This window comes from Polaromonas sp. P1_A2 (assembly GCF_056406895.1).
In genome coordinates this window covers 713,089-728,362 of record NZ_JBFTZI010000002.1, presented here as the reverse complement: position 1 = coordinate 728,362, position 15,274 = coordinate 713,089, and the positions used below count along the sequence as shown (strand labels likewise).

17 protein-coding genes are annotated in these 15,274 nt (G+C 64.8%); 4 read left to right on the top strand and 13 right to left on the bottom strand.

Annotated elements, in window-relative coordinates; all coding sequences use genetic code 11:
* Nucleotides 1-17 precede the first annotated feature (17 nt).
* Nucleotides 18-635 (top strand): LysE family transporter, encoded by a 618-nt coding sequence (locus tag AC1D09_RS10420; RefSeq protein ID WP_477663149.1) that lies wholly within the window; start codon nucleotides 18-20, stop codon nucleotides 633-635.
* Nucleotides 636-684: 49 nt separating this feature from the next.
* Here AC1D09_RS10420 and AC1D09_RS10415 read toward each other — a convergent pair whose 3' ends face one another.
* From AC1D09_RS10415 to mltG, 9 genes are all read right to left on the bottom strand, one after another.
* Nucleotides 685-1,272 (bottom strand): DUF6036 family nucleotidyltransferase, encoded by a 588-nt coding sequence (locus AC1D09_RS10415; RefSeq protein WP_477663148.1) that lies wholly within the window; start codon nucleotides 1,270-1,272, stop codon nucleotides 685-687.
* Nucleotides 1,269-1,733, bottom strand: a complete 465-nt coding sequence (locus AC1D09_RS10410; RefSeq protein ID WP_477663147.1) for a type II toxin-antitoxin system Phd/YefM family antitoxin — start codon at nucleotides 1,731-1,733, stop codon at nucleotides 1,269-1,271. Before AC1D09_RS10410 ends, AC1D09_RS10415 begins: the two co-directional genes overlap by 4 nt.
* Before the next feature lie 84 nt (nucleotides 1,734-1,817).
* Complete coding sequence (locus AC1D09_RS10405) at nucleotides 1,818-2,303, bottom strand: hypothetical protein (RefSeq protein WP_477663146.1); 486 nt, start codon at nucleotides 2,301-2,303, stop codon at nucleotides 1,818-1,820.
* A gap of 302 nt (nucleotides 2,304-2,605) precedes the next feature.
* Nucleotides 2,606-3,274 carry an ankyrin repeat domain-containing protein gene (locus AC1D09_RS10400; protein WP_477663145.1) on the bottom strand — a complete coding sequence of 223 codons (669 nt, stop codon included), beginning with the start codon at nucleotides 3,272-3,274 and terminating at the stop codon, nucleotides 2,606-2,608.
* Nucleotides 3,271-4,071 carry a TatD family hydrolase gene (locus tag AC1D09_RS10395; protein ID WP_477663144.1) on the bottom strand — a complete coding sequence of 267 codons (801 nt, stop codon included), beginning with the start codon at nucleotides 4,069-4,071 and terminating at the stop codon, nucleotides 3,271-3,273. Before AC1D09_RS10395 ends, AC1D09_RS10400 begins: the two co-directional genes overlap by 4 nt.
* Before the next feature lie 94 nt (nucleotides 4,072-4,165).
* The gene (locus tag AC1D09_RS10390) at nucleotides 4,166-4,546 is read right to left on the bottom strand and encodes a PilZ domain-containing protein (protein ID WP_007874426.1); all 381 of its coding nucleotides are present in this window, start codon (nucleotides 4,544-4,546) and stop codon (nucleotides 4,166-4,168) included.
* A 62-nt stretch (nucleotides 4,547-4,608) separates the two neighbouring features.
* Nucleotides 4,609-5,712: a DNA polymerase III subunit delta' gene (locus AC1D09_RS10385; protein ID WP_477663143.1), complete on the bottom strand. Its 1,104-nt coding sequence runs from the start codon at nucleotides 5,710-5,712 to the stop codon at nucleotides 4,609-4,611.
* The gene (gene tmk, locus AC1D09_RS10380) at nucleotides 5,709-6,404 is read right to left on the bottom strand and encodes a dTMP kinase (protein ID WP_477663142.1); all 696 of its coding nucleotides are present in this window, start codon (nucleotides 6,402-6,404) and stop codon (nucleotides 5,709-5,711) included. Before tmk ends, AC1D09_RS10385 begins: the two co-directional genes overlap by 4 nt.
* 2 nt (nucleotides 6,405-6,406) lie before the next feature.
* Nucleotides 6,407-7,414 (bottom strand): endolytic transglycosylase MltG, encoded by a 1,008-nt coding sequence (gene mltG / locus AC1D09_RS10375; RefSeq protein WP_477663141.1) that lies wholly within the window; start codon nucleotides 7,412-7,414, stop codon nucleotides 6,407-6,409.
* Nucleotides 7,415-7,499: 85 nt separating this feature from the next.
* Between mltG and ygfZ the strand changes: the two genes are divergently transcribed.
* Both ygfZ and AC1D09_RS10365 read left to right on the top strand, forming a co-directional pair.
* The gene (gene ygfZ / locus AC1D09_RS10370; RefSeq protein ID WP_477663160.1) at nucleotides 7,500-8,438 is read left to right on the top strand and encodes a CAF17-like 4Fe-4S cluster assembly/insertion protein YgfZ; all 939 of its coding nucleotides are present in this window, start codon (nucleotides 7,500-7,502) and stop codon (nucleotides 8,436-8,438) included.
* Nucleotides 8,439-8,443: 5 nt separating this feature from the next.
* Nucleotides 8,444-9,262: an NRDE family protein gene (locus AC1D09_RS10365; RefSeq protein WP_477663140.1), complete on the top strand. Its 819-nt coding sequence runs from the start codon at nucleotides 8,444-8,446 to the stop codon at nucleotides 9,260-9,262.
* Here the strand turns inward: AC1D09_RS10365 and AC1D09_RS10360 are convergent.
* Nucleotides 9,249-10,106, bottom strand: coding sequence for a YbgC/FadM family acyl-CoA thioesterase (locus AC1D09_RS10360; protein ID WP_477663139.1), 858 nt, complete (start codon nucleotides 10,104-10,106; stop codon nucleotides 9,249-9,251). The two genes, AC1D09_RS10365 and AC1D09_RS10360, sit on opposite strands and share 14 nt — an antisense overlap.
* Before the next feature lie 13 nt (nucleotides 10,107-10,119).
* Nucleotides 10,120-11,076 carry an alpha/beta hydrolase gene (locus tag AC1D09_RS10355; protein WP_477663138.1) on the bottom strand — a complete coding sequence of 319 codons (957 nt, stop codon included), beginning with the start codon at nucleotides 11,074-11,076 and terminating at the stop codon, nucleotides 10,120-10,122.
* Between the two features lie 175 nt (nucleotides 11,077-11,251).
* Between AC1D09_RS10355 and AC1D09_RS10350 the strand changes: the two genes are divergently transcribed.
* Nucleotides 11,252-12,388, top strand: coding sequence for an iron-containing alcohol dehydrogenase (locus AC1D09_RS10350; RefSeq protein WP_477663137.1), 1,137 nt, complete (start codon nucleotides 11,252-11,254; stop codon nucleotides 12,386-12,388).
* 124 nt (nucleotides 12,389-12,512) lie between these two features.
* Here the strand turns inward: AC1D09_RS10350 and AC1D09_RS10345 are convergent, their stop codons facing one another.
* Both AC1D09_RS10345 and AC1D09_RS10340 read right to left on the bottom strand, forming a co-directional pair.
* Nucleotides 12,513-14,210 carry a hypothetical protein gene (locus AC1D09_RS10345; RefSeq protein WP_477663136.1) on the bottom strand — a complete coding sequence of 566 codons (1,698 nt, stop codon included), beginning with the start codon at nucleotides 14,208-14,210 and terminating at the stop codon, nucleotides 12,513-12,515.
* Complete coding sequence (locus tag AC1D09_RS10340; protein WP_477663135.1) at nucleotides 14,164-14,955, bottom strand: calcium-binding protein; 792 nt, start codon at nucleotides 14,953-14,955, stop codon at nucleotides 14,164-14,166. The genes AC1D09_RS10345 and AC1D09_RS10340 overlap by 47 nt, the downstream gene beginning before the upstream one ends.
* Nucleotides 14,956-15,274: the final 319 nt, after the last annotated feature.

Here is a 15,274-nt window from a genome sequence, read left to right as displayed (position 1 = left end):
CAAAGGGTGATGCCCAAATGGATACCGCACTCGTCCTGCTCTCGCTGTTCCTGATCGACAGCCTGGCCATCGTCAGCCCGGGCCCCAACATCCTGCTGGTCGTGCATGCGGCCGCCGAGCGAGACCGGCGCGGTGCCTTGCTGATTGCCGTGGGGCTGGCCGCCGCCGGCGCCATGTGGGCGCTGATCGCGGTCACCGGCCTGACGGCGGTTTTTGAGCTCATGCCTTCGCTGCAGACGGGGATCCGTATCGCCGGCGCGGCCTACCTTTTGTACATTGCCGTGCGCCTGTGGCGCTCGCACGCGGGGCCCAAGCCCACGGTGGCCGTCTCCGAACGGGCCGCGCAGCCGGCGCGCCAGGCGCTGCTGCGCGGCCTGGCCACCGGCCTGCTGAACCCCAAGTCGCTGGCTTACTTCGGAAGCATCTTTGTGCTGCTGGTGCCGGCCGACGCCGGCTGGCCGCTTCGCGCCGCGGCGGTCGGGCTGGTGCTTTTCGACGCGCTGCTCTGGTACAGCCTGGCCGCCTGCCTGTTCTCGACGCCGCGCGTGATCGAAGGCTATATGACGCTGCGCCGGCCTATAGACCGGGCTTGTGCGGCGCTGATGGCGGCGTTCGGGGTCAAGCTGATGCTGTAGCGCGGGGGAGGCCGGCCGGCGATGAGCAGCGACATGGATCGTTCGCGCACTATTGCGGCGGCTTCAAATTCCCTCGCATCGCCTCCGAGCGGGCGTCTTTGATGAACTCGAACCAGGCGCGATCCTCTTCAACCAGCGCGCGAGCGCGTTGCTCTTCCTCTGTGTCGAAAAAGCTTGTACTTCCGATCCGGGACTTCACGATCGGCATCGACACGACTCCGGCAAGGATTCCCGCCTGAATCCACCGACGGTCGCGGGGCTCACCACGGGCATATTTGGAAAGGGCGGCGTCGTTTGGATCCAGAAACCAGGCCCTCAGTCCGTCGCGCTCAACCTTGATGAGGCGGTCACGCCAGCCGTCCGGCAATGCCGGTAAATCAGGGGAGACGGCGTCGAGAAAATAGCCTGACTTCTCGTGATAGGCCGAGTTTTCCCCCAACGATTTCGCAATGTCAAAGATGCGGCCGGGATCGGCCTGGGTGAAGCAATCCACGTCGTTGGACAAGGTCATGGCCTCGGGGATCTCGAAGCTCTGCTCCAAACCCAGGATGGAAAGGCTGCCAATCACGACAAAGTCGGTGTGGCCGGACAAGATCCGGGCCTCTTTGAACATCGCGAACAGGGCGTCCAGGTTCATGCGTGCACTCCCACCCACGGCGAGTTTTGCCGCAGCGAAGGACCCCATCCATCGGCGTCGGAAACCATGGTGCTTGCCATGGCGACTGGATCCAAACTCAAGATCTGCTCCCATTTCCGGATGTAGTCCGTGCTGCAGAGCCGTTCTTTTTTCCAGCGATCCACCACGGCTCTAGCGTTCTGAATGAGCTGGTCACGCTGGGAGGCAGGCAGCGTGACCAGATCCAGCGCAATTCTGTGGTGCCTGTTCAGCCGGTCTTTTTCAACCATGGCCTGATTCGCTCGGGCAAGCTGGCGCGCCGAACGCTGTGGATCGTCAGGCTGCGCCTGGTTAAATCTCTCGGGTGAGACGACATAGGCTACAACCTTGCCGTGTTTTTCAATGGCCACGGGCGCAATTCCCGCGGCTTTGATGAGCTGCCCAAATTGCTGCTTGGCGATGCTTGAGGGGAATTGCTCCATCTGGGGCTCCACGTTGAATTGTCCATTTTAATTAAAAATGTCCAATTTGTCTGTTTTAGCCCGGGGATGCCATGCAGGAGTGAATTATTCGAAGAACACGGTGCAGACCGACCAGTTCACCACTTCCGGGGCAGAGGCTGGGGCGGAGGAGGCCGGCGCCGGCGTGCTGACCAGCGAAGTCAGATGCAACACAGGCCACTTCGAGCCGGGAAGTGCCTGCCCGTGCAGCTTGGTCACCCGCATCAGCCGCTTGCCGGGGTCGTCGCCAGCAGCCGTTTCGTTGTAGTCCAAGCGGCCAACGGCGCGGGAGTCCGAAGGCGAGCCTGCCGGACGCCGGAGTTGCCGAGTCATGCTCATGTCAGGGCCTGCATCGTAGCTGGACGAGCGTCCGTGTTCCAGAAGATGTCCGGCGAGGCGCAGATCGCCAGGCTCGCGCACCAGCGTTCTGGAATCCACAAGCCAGAGATCCTTGGGCGCATCGCGCAAGACGTTGGTCAAGGAATTCGGCGAGGCCGCGTGCAGCCTGAACACGCCCTGTGCCTTTCCGGCATAGCTCACAGCGAAGGGCATGCGGCGGATCGTGACCGACGCTCCGTTGGACTCTACGAGACGGTCGTTCTGGCTTAGCTGAAGATCACCGCAGCGCGTGTTGACTGGCGCAGGGCGATCAGCGGCGCAACCGGCAACGAGCAACGTGCAGACAGCGATCAGGCTAGCCGTCCTGTCAAAAGACACGGCCGTCTTTGAGGCCCAAAGCGATGCGCGAATAACACTTAACATAATATACATCGTAGAACATATAAAAGATATGAGGCAGCCAGGCAAACAGCCGCCGCCACTCTCAAACCAGGCTAAGCATCAGACGGATGCAATCACCATTGCCCAGCCGGCCGCTTCTTCCGGATCGCCGCGGCGATGGCTTCGACGGCGTCCGGGCGATTCGCTTGCTCGGCGAACTGCAAGGCGGTCAGGCCTTGCTGGTTCTTGAGCTGGGGATCGGCGCCTTCTTCCAGCAGCAGCTTGACGGCCGCCGGCGTGCCGTACATGGCGGCCATCATCAGCGGCGTCGTGCCGTTGGGCGACTCGGCGTCGATATAGGCGTTGTTCTCCAGCAGCAGGCTGATGATGGCCACGTTGCCGTTGCTGGCGGCATAGTGCAGCGGCGCCCAGCCGGTCTTGTTGACGTCGGCGCCCCTTTTGATCAGCTTTTCGGCCAGGGCCTGGTGATCCTTGAGCGCGGCCAGCATGAGGGCGCTTTCATCCTTGCTGTTGAGGATGTTGACGTCGGTCTTGGGCCAGGCGATCAGCGCCTCGGCGACCTTGGGCGACGGCTCGCGCAAGGCCAGGTACAAGCCGGTCAGGCCCGCCGGGTTCAGGGTGTTGGGGTCAAAACCGCGCTGCAGCAGGTTCTGGATGACGGCGGGATTGTCCTGCCGTATGGCCGCGAAAAAATCTTCGTAGGAGCCGGCATTCGCCGCAGAAAATCCAGCAATAACAATAAGGTAAATTGCCTTCTTAAAGTATTGGATGAGGTTTTTCATGAGGCCTTCACCCCACTGAAAAGCTGCTCGAAGTTGCGGCTGGTGGCCTCGGCGATGGTTTGCAGCGGTTGCTGCGTCAGCTCGGCGATCTGCTTGGCCACAAAGGGAACGTAAGACGGGTTGTTGGTTTTTCCGCGGTACGGCATGGGCGCCAGGTAGGGGCTGTCGGTCTCTATCAGCATGCGGTCCAGTGGCACGAATTGGGCCACTTCGCGCAGATCGGCCGCATTCTTGAAGGTCAGGATGCCGGAAAACGAGATGTAAAAGCCGAGGTCCAGCGCCGCCCTGGCCACGGCCAGGGTTTCGGTAAAGCAATGGAAAACACCGGTGGCGGCGCCCGGCTGCCCCGCGCTGCCGCCCTCCTCCTTGAGGATGGCAATCGTGTCGTCAGACGCGCTGCGGGTGTGGATGACCAGCGGCTTGGCCGTCTGGCGGGCCGCGCGTATGTGTACCCGAAAGCGCTCGCGCTGCCATTCCATGTCGGCCACGGTGCGCTCGCCCAGGCGGTAATAGTCCAGCCCGGTTTCGCCTATGCCGACCACCTTGGGCAGCGCGGCGCGCTGCAGCAGGTCGTCCAGGCTGGGTTCACGCACGTCCTCGTTGTCGGGGTGCACACCCACGGTGGCCCAGAAGTTGTCATAGCCTGTGGCCAGGGCGTGGACGGTCTCGAACTCTTCCAGGGTGGTGCAAATGCACAGCGCCCGGTCGACCTGGGCGTCCTGCATGGCCTGGCGGATTTGCGGCAGCTGGGCCTGGAGCTCGGGAAAGCTTAGGTGGCAGTGGGAGTCGGTGAACATGGCGCAAGGGCTCTGGATGGGTGCCGCTATCCCACTATATATAGAGGGACAGGGGGCGAAAGGCATGGAAAGCGGGGCGCGGCCGCCGCTTCGCTTAAATCGTCTGGGTGGGCCGGTCGGAGGCCAGGTGCGCGCCCAGGATTTCCTCGATCTTGATCTTGAGCAGGCGGGATTTCTCGTCGGACGGGAAACGCACGCCCACGCCCTGGGTGCGGTTGCCGGCCGCCCTGCCCGGCGTGACCCAGGCCACCTTGCCGGCCACCGGGTAGCGCTGCGTGTCTTCGGGCAGCGTCAGCAGCACGTAGACGTCGTCGCCGAGCTTGTAGTCGCGTGCGGTGGGAATGAAGACGCCGCCTTCCTTGAACAGCGGGATGTAGGCGGCGTACAAAGCCGCTTTTTCCTTGATGGCCAGCTGGACGACGCTGGGCCGGGCGCCGGCGGCTGCGGGGGAACTGGCGGGGGGCGTTGTGCTCATGGCGCTAGTTTATCGGTTTGAAGGCGGCGGTGTCCGCAATTGCGGGATGAATGGCGGGCTTTTTATTTGGCATTGAGCGCCAGCCGGGCGCGGCTGACCAGCGACTCCAGCATCAGGCCCGGGTTGTAGGGATGCTCCACAGTGCGGGCGATGGCCGCCAGCTCGCGCGACCAGCTGGCCAGCGCATACAGCCCGGCGCCGGCCTTGCCGGCCGCGGCCGACAGGTCGGCGGCGCTGAAAAACCGCGGCGCGGCGCCCATGCGCACGGCCAGCACATCGTGGCAAAGCTTTTGCAGCGCGTCCACCGCCTGGGCCGGCGCCCAGTCCGACAGGGCGCTCACGTCGCCGCGCGCCATGGCCTTGGGCAGGGCCTGCCAGTGCTGGGCCGCTTCGCCGGGCGGCGCATCCTGGGCCCAGGCCAGCGCGTCGGCCGGGCGCCCGCCCGAGGCGACCAGCAGGGTTTGCAGGTCGGCCGGCTTGGGCGCGGGCGCGGCTTTTTTGGCACTGCCGCCCTCGCCCGCCTGGTCGATTTCCTGCTGCAGCCAGCCCAGCGCGAGCTCAAAATCCGGCCAGACCATGGTGTGGCCCAGGCAGCGGCTGCGTATGGTGGGCAGCAGCTGGTGCGCCGCATCGGTGGCCAGGATGAATTTGACGGCCCCGGGCGGCTCTTCCAGCGTCTTGAGCAAGGTGTTGGCCGTCACGTTGTTCATGCGCTCGGCCGGGAACACCAGCACCACCTTGGTCGTGCCGCGCGAACGCGTGAACTGGGTGAAGGACACGGCCTCACGCGCGGCGTCGACCTTGATTTCCTTGCTGGGCTTGCGCTTCTTGCTGTCGAGCTCGTCCTGGGTTTTTTCGTCCAGCGGCCAGCCCAGCGCCAGCGACAGGGTCTCGGGCATCAGCATGCAAAGGTCGGCATGGGTGTGCACGTCGACCGCATGGCAGCTGCCGCAGTGCCCGCAAGCGCCTTGCGGCGTGGGTTCTTCGCAAAGCCAGGCGCGGGCCAGCGCCAGCGCAAGCTCGAACTGGCCCAGGCCGGACGGCCCGCTGAGCAGCCAGGCGTGGCCGCGCTGCACCAGCAGGCTTTCCAGCTGGGTTTGCAGCCAGGGTGCCAGCGGCGGGTTGTTCGATACGGCCGCGCCGTCCACGGTGTCGGTGTCGCTCATGGCAGCCAGCCCTTGGCCATAAAGACCTGGCGCACCGCCTGCCAGACCTCGTCGCGGCTTTTGGCGGCGTCTATGCGGGCAAAACGCTCGGGGTGGTTTTTCTGCCGGTCGGCATACCCCTGCGCCACGCGGCGGAAAAACTCCAGCGGCTGGGCTTCAAACTTGTCGGGCACACGCGCGCCGGCCAGGCGCAAAGCGGCTTCTTCGGGCACCAGGTCGAACCAGACCGTCAGGTGCGGCTCGATCACGCTTTCCACGCCGGGCTTCATGGGTGTGTTGCCGGCCGGGTCGCCCAGCAGGCCTTCGTCGGACTGCACCCATTGCTCCAGCGTGGCCAGCAGCTTCAGGTCAAAGCCGCGGCCCGCGCCCTGGTAGGCAAAGGTGGCGTCGGTGAAACGGTCGCACAGCACCACCTCGCCGCGCAGCAGCGCCGGGGCGATCACATTGACGATATGGTCGCGCCGCGCCGCGAAGATCAGCAGCGCTTCGGTCAGCGGATCCATGGCGTCGTTGAGCACCATGGCGCGCAGCTTTTCGGCCAGCGGCGTGCCGCCGGGCTCGCGCGTCAGCGTCACCGCCCTGCCCTGATCTTTAAAAGCCTGGGCCAGGCCGGCGATGTGCGTGGACTTGCCGGCGCCGTCTATGCCTTCGAAGCTGATAAAGAGGCCATGCACGGGATGCTTTGAATGCATGGCTACTGGCCTCTTATATATTTGTTGACGGCACGGTTGTGCTCGTCCAGGCTGCTGCTGAACTGGCTGCTGCCGTCGCCGCGCGCCACAAAGTAAATGGCCTTGGTGGGCGCCGGCTGCACCGCGGCCAGCAAGGCGGCCCGGCCGGGCATGGCGATAGGCGTGGGCGGCAGGCCGGCGCGGGTGTAGGTGTTGTAAGGGGTGTCGGCCAGCAGGTCGCGCTTGCGCAGGTTGCCGTCGAACTTGCTGCCCAGGCCATAAATCACCGTCGGGTCGGTTTGCAGCAGCATGCCCAGGCGCAGCCGGTTGCTGAAAACACCGCCTATCTGCGGCCGGTCCGAGGGCTTGCCGGTTTCTTTTTCGACAATGCTGGCCAGGATCAGCGCCTCATCCGGGGTTTTGAGCGGAGTGTCCGGGCTGCGCAGCGACCAGGCGGCATCCAGTCGCTTGTCCATGGCGCGCGCCGCGCGTTTGAGCACGGCCAGGTCGCTGGAGCCCTTGGCATAGGTGTAGGTGTCGGGGAAAAAGCGGCCCTCGGGGTGCACGCCGGGTTTGCCCAGTTTTTCCATGATGGCTTCGGGCGCCAGGTTCAGCGTGTCGGGCGACAGTTGCTCGGCTTTTTGCAGGGCCGCGCGCACCTGGGTAAAGGTCCAGCCTTCGACCAGCGTCACGCTTTTGAGGGCTTGATCACCGCGCACCAGCATGCTGAGCAGCTTTTGCGGCGTGGTGCCGGGCGCCAGTTCATAGCTGCCGGCCTTGATCAGCCGACCCTGACCCGAAAAACGGAACCAGGCATGGAGCAAAACCGCCGGCACATCGGCGCCGCTGGCGACTATGGTTTCGGCCACACCGCTGGCGGGCGTGCCGGGCTCGATTTCCAGGTCCACCACCTGGCTGCCGGGCGCCAGGCGCAGCGGAATCGGCTCGTGCAGCCACCACAATCCCGCACCGAACAACAGCAGGGCGCCGGCAAATACCAGTATCAAGAGACTTGTAAAGACACGACGCACAACCCAGCTACCTTTTCTGTACAGAACGCAAAAGCCGAGGCCTATGATAATTCAGCCCATCTCCCCACCGACCGTGAAGACCCCCATGACCCTGCCCAGCACCGCCCACCCGATTTCCGGCACCACCGAACTGACGCACCTGGGCGTCATCCGCGTCACGGGCGACGACGCCGTCACCTTTTTGCAGGGCCAGCTCACGCAGGACGTGGCACTGATGGCCAACAACGAAGCCCGCCTGGCGGCTTTTTGCAATGCCAAGGGCCGCATGCAGGCCAGCTTTGTGGTCTTCAGGCGCGGCGCGGACCTGCTTTTGGTCTGCAGCCGCGACATCCTGCCCGCCACACTCAAGCGCCTGTCCATGTTTGTGCTGCGCGCCAAGGCCAAACTCAGCGATGCCAGCGCGGAATTCGCCTTGTACGGCGTCGCCGGTGCCGCCGTGGCCCAGCTTGCGGGCCGCACCGGCGCCCTCTGGGAAAAAGCCGAAATCGGCGAAACCAGCCTGGTGTTTTTGCATCCCGGCGCCGGCCAGGCGCGCGCACTGTGCTGCCTGCCGGCCGGCTCGCCCGCGCCCCAGGGCTCACCCATCAGCCTGGCCGACTGGCAATGGTTGGGTGTGCGCTCCGGCATTGCGATGATCACCCAGCCCATCTTCGAGGCCTTTGTGCCGCAGATGCTGAACTATGAATCCGTGGGCGGCGTCAACTTCAAGAAAGGCTGCTACCCCGGCCAGGAAATCGTGGCGCGCAGCCAGTTCCGCGGCACGCTCAAGCGGCGTGCTTATGTCGCCCACACCGCCGGAACACCTGCGGTCGGCCAGGAAGTGTTCCATGCCTCCGATGCCTCCCAGCCCTGCGGCCTGGTCGCCGCGGCCGCCCCCAACCCGGCCGGCGGGTTTGACGCCATTGTTTCCATGCAGACCTCCGCGGCGGCTGATGCGGCGGACGGCCGCCTCACCTTGGGAAGCGCCTCGGGCGAAGCCCTGACCCTGCTCCCCCTGCCCTACGCGCTGCTCGAAGACATCTAGCCTTTATGTGCCTGGTTGCATTCGCCGTCGGCGCTTCCGACCGCTGGCCGCTGCTGATCGCGGCCAACCGCGATGAATTCCTGGAGCGGCCCACCCTGCCGCTGGCGCGCTGGCAGACCGCCTCCGGCCAGGAAATCATCTCGGGCCGCGACCTGCGCGCCGGCGGCACCTGGATGGGCATCACGCCAGCCGGCCGCATTGCTTTTTTGACCAATGTGCGCCAGGCCCAGCCCGAGGCCGCGCCGCGCTCGCGCGGCGAGCTGGTCACGCGCTGGCTCGAAGGCGCCGGCGACGCGGCGGATTTTGTGGCGGCGCTGGAGGGTAAAGGCGCGGCCTTTGGCGGCTTTAACCTGGTGCTGGGCGATTTGCGGCAAAAGTCCTGGACCTGGGTCACCAACAAATATGAAGGCGCACCGGCCTTGCATGCCCAGGCTCTGGCGCCCGGCCTCTACGGCCTGTCCAATGCCGGGCTGGACACGCCCTGGCCCAAAACCCTGGAACTCAAGCGCGTGCTGGCGGCCGCCTTGCAAAGCGGCGACGGCCCCGAGGGCCTGCAAAAGTTATGGACGGCGCTGGGCAACCGGCAGCGCGCCTTGCCCGCGGACCTTCCGCATACCGGTGTACCGCCCGAGTTGGAGGAGGCCCTCTCCAGCGCCTTTGTCGAGGTACCGGGGCGCGGCTACGGCACGCGCTGCAGCACCGTGCTGCTGGCAACGGCTTCCCGCAGCGGCTGGAACATCGAGCTGGAAGAGCGCAGCCACGGCCGCGAAGGCCCGGCCGCCGTAGCGGTGCACCGCGAGCAATTCAGCATCAAGGCGCCTTGACCATCTCTATGTGCGGGATGCCGACTTCCTCAAACGGCTCGCCGCGCGGCATAAAGCCCAGGCGCTGGTAAAAGCCCTCTGCGCTGCGCTGGGCATAGAGCATCACCTCGCGGTCACCGCGCTCGCGCGCCGCGTCCATCAGCGCCCGCAAAATGTCACTGCCCACGCGTGAGCCGCGCAGCGCATGGTGCACCGCCATGCGGCCTATCTTGCCCACGCCCTGCGCTTGCTGCACCAGCCGCCCGGTCGCGATGCCCTGCCCCAGGCCGTTGTAGGCCACGGCATGCAGGGCCGTGCTGTCGGCCTCGTCCCATTCCATCTCCATGGGAATGCCCTGCTCCTGCACAAACACGGCCGTGCGCACCTTGCCGGCGTCGGCGCCCAGCGCGGCCCAGCCGCCGGTCTTGAGCTGCAGCATGGCTTCGCCGGCTTCATAGCCTGTCAGCACGCGGCGCAAGGCCTCGGGCACCGGTTTGGAGGTCTGCGAGGCCGGGTCGGCAAACACATAGACCAGCTCGCAGCTGATCAGCAGCTGGTCGCCGCGAAAGATCGCACCCGTAAACGCCATCGACGAATTGCCGATGCGCGCGCACTTGAGCGCCACGTCGATCTGCTCGTCAAACCGCGCCGAGCCGTGGTATTCCAGCGTGGCTTTCTTGACATAAAGGTCGCCGCCCAGATGCACCATGGCCTCTTCATAGGGCAAGGCCAGCGCGCGCCAGTAATCGGTGATGGCTGTGTCGAAGTACATCAGGTAGTGCGCGTTGAACACGATTTTTTGCATGTCCACCTCGGCCCAGCGCACGCGCAGGCGGTGGAAAAAGCGGAAGTCCTGTCGTTTCATCCGTTTCGTCTCCTTATCCGTCCAGCCCAAAGGCGCCGCGCAGCGCCGCCGCCGCATCGGCATGGGCGCGCCTGGCCTCGGGAATGATGCGGCCCATCTTGATGAACTCATGCGTCACGCCGCGGTAAATCTCCAGGTCCACCGCCACGCCGGCCGCGCGCAGCTTGTCGGCATACATCACGCCCTCGTCGACCAGCGGGTCGCATTCGGCCAGGCCCACCCAGGCCGGTGCCACGCCGTCCACGTCGGGCGCATTGAGCGGCGCAAAACGCCAGTCCTCGCGATCCGCCGGGCCGCGCACATACTGGCTGAAGAACCATGTGATGTCGGCTTCGCTGAGCACAAAACCCTCGGCGAATGTCTTGTGCGAAGCCGTGTCCTGGTGGGCGGTGCAGCCCGGGTAAATCAGCAGCTGCAGGGCCAGCGGCAGGCCGGCGTCGCGCGCCAGCACCGCGCACATGGCGGCCAGCGTGCCGCCCGCACTGTCGCCGCCCACGGCGATGCGCGAAGCATCCAGGCCCCGCGAAGCGCCGTTGGCGGCCAGCCATTGCAGCGCATCCCAGGCATCGTTGGCCGCCGTCGGGAATTTGTGCGCCGGCGCCAGCCGGTAATCCAGCGAGACCACGGCAATGCCGGCCAGCAGGCTGAGCTGGCGGCACAGGATGTCATGCGTGGCGACACTGCCCACCGTGAAGCCGCCGCCATGGAAAAACAGCAGCACCGGCAGCGCCTGCTCCGACGGCGCATACAGCCGCGCACCCAGCCCTTCGCCGTCGCGCGCGGGAATCTGTAAATCCTCCACCCGGGCCAGCGCGGGCTTGGGGATTTCGAGCACACCGGCACCGGCCGCATAGGCAGCGCGGGCCTGGTCCGGTGTTTGGGTATGGAAGGCCGGGCGATTGGCGCGCGCGATGCGGCTCAGCACATCGCGCATGGCGGGGGTCAGCAGGGTTTGCGGGTTGGGCGGCATCAGTGAAGGCTGGGGGCGGCAGCGCGGGCGCTATCGCCAAGGTGACGGGAACAGGCGTTGGCGTGCGGGGGATTCTGGCAAAAGGGGTAAAAGGGACAAAAGGCCTTGAAAGCCATTAAAGTCAGCGCAAAGACCCGCATAGCTCCACATCGTACAACGCAGAAAGACCGCCCGCATGGCCTTCATTTATTACGTCACCCAGATCCAGTTCGAGTTCGGCGCCGTGAAACTGCTCAAGCAGGAATGCGAACGCGTGGGCATCACACGCCCGCTCATCGTGACCGACCCCGGCGTCAAGGCGGCCGGCATTTTGCAAAAAGCGCTGGACGCCCTGCCCGGCATGAAGGTCACGGTCTTCGACCAGACACCTTCCAACCCGACCGAGGCCGCCGTGCGCGCCGCCGCCGAACTCTACAAGGCCAGCGGCTGCGACGGCCTGGTCGCCGTGGGCGGCGGCTCGGCCATCGACTGCGCCAAGGGTGTGGCGATTGCCGCCACGCACGAAGGGCCGCTCACCACCTACGCCACCATAGAAGGCGGCTCACTGAAAATCACCGAGCGCGCCGCGCCGCTGATCGCCGTGCCCACCACCAGCGGCACCGGCAGCGAGGTCGCGCGCGGCGCCATCATCATCGTCGACGACCACCGCAAGCTGGGTTTCCATTCCTGGCACCTGGTGCCCAAAACGGCCATCTGCGACCCCGAACTCACGCTGGGCCTGCCCGCCAAACTCACGGCCGCCACCGGCATGGACGCCATCGCGCATTGCATGGAGACCTATATGTCGGCCGCCTTCAACCCGCCGGCCGACGGCATTGCGCTGGACGGCCTGGAGCGCGGCTGGGCGCATATCGAGCGCGCCACGCGCGACGGCAGCGACCGCGAGGCGCGCTTCAATTTGATGAGTGCGTCCATGCAAGGCGCCATGGCCTTCCAGAAAGGCCTGGGCTGCGTGCATTCCTTAAGCCACAGCCTGGGCGGCGTGGACCCGCGCCTGCACCACGGCACGCTCAACGCGATGTTCCTGCCGGCCGTGGTGCGCTTTAACGCCGGGGCCGAATCCGTGCAAAAAGACAGGCGCCTGGACCGCATGGCCCGCGCCATGGGCCTGGCCTCGGGCGGCGATATTGCCGAAGCCATCCGCGACATGAACGCCCGGCTGGGCCTGCCCACCGGGCTGGCGGCCATGGGGGTTGAGCGTGAACAGTTCGGGCAGATCATCAGCGGCGCGCTGGCCGACCATTGCCACAAGACCAACCCGCGCATCGCGACGGCGCAGGAGTATGAGGACATGCTGGCGGCTTCGCTGTAAGCAGATCGCGGCATGCCGCACGGCTGTCTTGGGGAAACCCCAAGAGGTCCGGGCGATGGATGATGCCGCCCGGGAATCTCGGCCAGGCCCTCGGGCTCTCCGGTTTGCCCGGAGGCAAACTGCCTCAATGCCAGTTGGCCGCGATCACGGGGGCGAGTGCCGCCTGGTAGGCCGGCGGCAGCGTGGTTTGCCCGGGGGCCGGCGGCGCGAAAGCGGCCATGGCCTGCACCAGTTTGTCGACATCGGTGTCCTTTAGAACGCGGCCATTGCGGTCAACGATCGACGAAAGCTGGTGCCAGCCCGTAAACCAATCCCTCACTAACACCATGTCAGCCGCGCCGATGATGCCGATCTGCAGATAGGTCCCTTCGCCATGGCTGAACCGCAGCTGGCTAGCCTCCGCACACATAAAAACCAGAGTATCCGAACCGCCGCTATCAGAGAGGATCCAGTCGGTTCCATGACCTAACTCGGAGTGACGGAAGACATCGTTACCCGGCCCTCCACCCAGTTGGTCGTCACCAGCCATACCGTCCAATACGTCGTTGCCTCCATTGCCCCACAAGTCGTTGCTCTTTTCATCGCCCACCAATGTGTTATTCAATTCATTGCCGTAGCCCGAGGTGTACACGTAATTGGTCATGAGGGTGAGATTCTCCACATTGTCGGGCAAGGCATACGAAAAAAAGCTTAGCACCGTGTCGATGCCTTGGTTGACATATTCGATCACCCGGTCAGAGTTATCGTTCACCACAAAAGTATCGTTGCCGATACCGCCATAAAACGTGTCCCCGCCCGCTCCGCCGTCCATGACGTCGTAACCGTCTCCCCCCATCAGCTGATCGTTTCCCTCGCCGCCATTGAGGGTGTCGTTGCCATACCCGCCCTCCAGCGTGTCCCCGCCGGTTCCGCCGTCCATGACGTCGTGACCGTCTCCCCCCATCAGCTGATCGTTTCCCTCGCCGCCATTGAGGGTGTCGTTGCCATACCCGCCCTCCAGCGTGTCCCTCCCCGTTCCGCCGTTCAAGACGTCGTTACCGTCCTGGCCGTACAAGCTGTCGTCATCCTCATCGCCGTAGCCAGTGTCATCACCATCCTGGCCGTACAACGTGTCGTTACCCATGCCACCTCCGAGGGTGTCGTTGTCTTCATCACCAAACAGCTTGTCAAAGCCATTACCGCCGAACAACTGGTCACTGCCACGTTGTCCACCCATCGTGTCATTTCCATCTTCCCCATACATCCTGTCGTTATTGCCTCCACCCAGCAGCTGATCGTTACCCAAGCCGCCCATGAGGGCATCGTTGTCATCCCCGCCGTACAGGACGTCGTTGCCCGCGTACCCTTGCAAGTAATTGGACGACGTCGCATTGCCCTGAATTATGTTGTCCAGTTCATTGCCATAGCCAACGCCTGCCCTCCCTGTGAGGATGAGCCTCTCCACGTTCGCACTCAAGATGTAGGAGTTGGCACTGCTTACCTTCCGGCCGGCCAGGTTGGGCTCGAGCAGGAGGCTGGCCGCGTTGGCCCCCACAATGTTGCTCCAGGTGATGCCGTCCGCCGAGCTTCGCCATTGATAGGCAATGTCGACGATTGGGCCGTCCACATCGGCCAGCGTGCTAGTGACGCTCAGGGTGTCGCCCTGCTGCACCAGGGTAGCGGCGGTCACGACCGTGCTGCCCTTCATCAGGCTGATTCCACCTGTGACCAAGTCGTTGACCGGGATGAGGTTAAAGCTCTGGGTGGCCGACGTGATCGCCGTGCCATCGCTGACGCTATAACCCACGGTGATAGGGCCGTTGTAGTTGGCGGTGGGCGTCAAGGTCCAGCGTTTGTTGACGGGATCGAAGGCCGACAGCGTACCGTTGGTGGCGTTCAGGTACGCGCTCCATAGCCTGAACTATCCGGTCGTTCCCGTTGTCGCCGTTAACGGTGTCCTTGCCCAGGCCACCCCACAGAATGTCATCGTGGTCGCCGCCCCACAGGATGTCATCGCCGTCACCCCCCTCAAGGGTGTCACGGCCGGAGTCGCCACTCAGGAAGTCCTGGCCCGTGCCACCGTCCAGGTAGTCGTTCCCGTTGTCGCCGTCGACGGTGTCCTCGCCCAGGCCGCCCCTGAGGGTGTCATCGTCGTTGTGGCCCCACAGGCGGTCATTGCCGTCGCCCCCCTCAAGGACGTCACGGCCGGAGCCGCCATCCAGGAAGTCGTGGCCCGCGCCACCGTCCAGGTAGTCGTTCCCCCACCAGCCCGCCAGGGTATCGTTGCCGCCCAGGCCGGATATCTGGTCGTTATAGTCGGTGCCTTCCAGGTTGTCATCGCCTGGGGTACCGATGATGGTCCTCCCTCCCCCGCTAGCGAGCCCGACCATCAAGCCTTCGTCGGAGGCCCCGGCATTCCAGCCGGCGCCGCTTCCGGGCGCGCCAAAAGCCCCCCCCAAAAAGACTTGCTCCTCACCCCACGCCTGTGCGGTGGGGTCAAAGGTTTCATCCGCTTCGCCCGGTTTCTTCTTGAGGGGCTTGGCCGAGGGGTTTTGCGCTGCGAGGCTGCTTGCCAGTGTTTGAGCCATGTCGTTTCCTTGGGTGACGGTGTGCTGGGTCGGGGTGCTTTTTCACCGCCCTGTTGCGCCGGGGCGCTTGGGCGGGGGATGCACCAGGAGGAGTTCTTTTTTATTCAAGATGCCTGCACGTTTACCACCCATGCAATGCTTTGGTGCTATGTCTCAGGCCGGCGAATTATGGACATGCCGCCACAAAAACAAGGAGGCGCTTTGTCTTTTGGCGGGCATTGTTTGAACGATTTCCGGCTTTCTTGCGCCGGTGCCGCGGGCAATGGCCGTGGTGGGCCTGCAGGCCAGGGGTGGCCCAGAGCGGCCGTGGCCGGGGCCT